Raw genomic sequence first — 1,331 nt, 5'->3', positions numbered from 1 at the left:
CTAAATAAATAAAGGTTATTGAAGACATCAAGGTGTAGAATTCAATACCACGTGCTTTATTTTTCTACAAACTGCCGAGAAGTAATTATTGTTTTAATTGCAGCTTGCTGCGTGGCCGACTGGAGTATAGATTCACCGGTCGTATAATTTAAATTGACTACTGTTTTGCCTAAACAGAACAAGCTAAGATTTGCAATCACGCCTCCTAGACTAGCAGGTAGAAGAAGACCTATATTTTGTTGATTTTTGATGAGCGGTTTAATTTTCCGGCTAAAGAATAATACCAACCCTAATAATTTACTGTTTGTTATTTTACTACCATTTTCCTCAATAAAAGCTGGCAAATGCCCTATTTTTTTGCCTTATACAGCCATTCAGATTGAATGCTATTTAATTCATTCGTTGACAATTTCCAGGCTTTAATGGAAAGTTCGCGAACCTTTTGCTGCACCGCTTGTGCTTTACAGCCAATATCCATTGTAGAACCATAGATAACACTTACGCGACGATTATTTGCTTGAATTAACCGTTGGTAATAAGGAGAGGCATAAGAGGCTTTTGCTCCCCACAAGCCATGGATATAAAAAGGGACAATGACTGCATTCGCACCTACCACTGCCCGCTCGAAACCAGTTCGAAAAACGCCTAATTGACCATTACGACTTAAACGTCCCTCTGGGAACAATGCAACAACTTCACCAGCATTTAAAGAGGCATTAATTTCCTGTAACGAATCGTGGCTAGCACCTCGAGCAATAGGGATGATTTTAAATTTTTTGAGTAACCAGTTCAGATACCAGGTTTCATAAATAGAACGCTCCATAACAAAACGGATTGGACGTGGACAGGCTATCTGTAAAATGGCCCAGTCGATAAAACTAACATGATTACCCAACAATAACACACCACCTGTTGAAGGCAGATTATCCAGTTGGTAAACACTCAAGCGATAAAATTTGGAAGCAACGAAATACAATAAATAGCGAACCAACGATTGTGGTAGCGTTATCATGGTATAGATTGCCCCGGCCAAGGCGATTACAAAAAGGCCATACAACAAAATCACACTATCTATACCCAAAAGGCTAAATAATACAGTTAACCCCAGAAATCCGATCATGAAACAGTTTTGCATAAAATTGTTGGCAGATAATATTTTACCCAATTCCTTGCGAGATGCATTAAATTGGATCAGCGCATTAAGAGGTACAATCAGCATGCCGCCAAAAAAACCCGTATAACTTCGTATAGCATACATTATACGAAGTTATACGAAGGAGTTTGGCCAACATCAAATAGGCAGCAAATCCAAAGCTTGCTCTGCTCATTTT

2 protein-coding genes are annotated in these 1,331 nt (G+C 38.8%); both read right to left on the bottom strand.

Annotation, left to right across the window (positions count from 1 at the left end):
- Positions 1-56 precede the first annotated feature (56 nt).
- Positions 57-344, bottom strand: coding sequence for a hypothetical protein (locus BN58_RS28175; RefSeq protein WP_019216108.1), 288 nt, complete (start codon positions 342-344; stop codon positions 57-59).
- 5 nt (positions 345-349) lie between these two features.
- The gene (locus tag BN58_RS28170; RefSeq protein WP_019216107.1) at positions 350-1,258 is read right to left on the bottom strand and encodes a 1-acyl-sn-glycerol-3-phosphate acyltransferase; all 909 of its coding nucleotides are present in this window, start codon (positions 1,256-1,258) and stop codon (positions 350-352) included.
- Positions 1,259-1,331 lie beyond the last annotated feature (73 nt).

It is taken from the genome of Legionella tunisiensis (assembly GCF_000308315.1).
Lineage (GTDB): Bacteria > Pseudomonadota > Gammaproteobacteria > Legionellales > Legionellaceae > Tatlockia > Tatlockia tunisiensis.
Note: the sequence above shows the minus strand (reverse complement) of the source record. Positions and strands in the feature narration are given on the sequence as shown.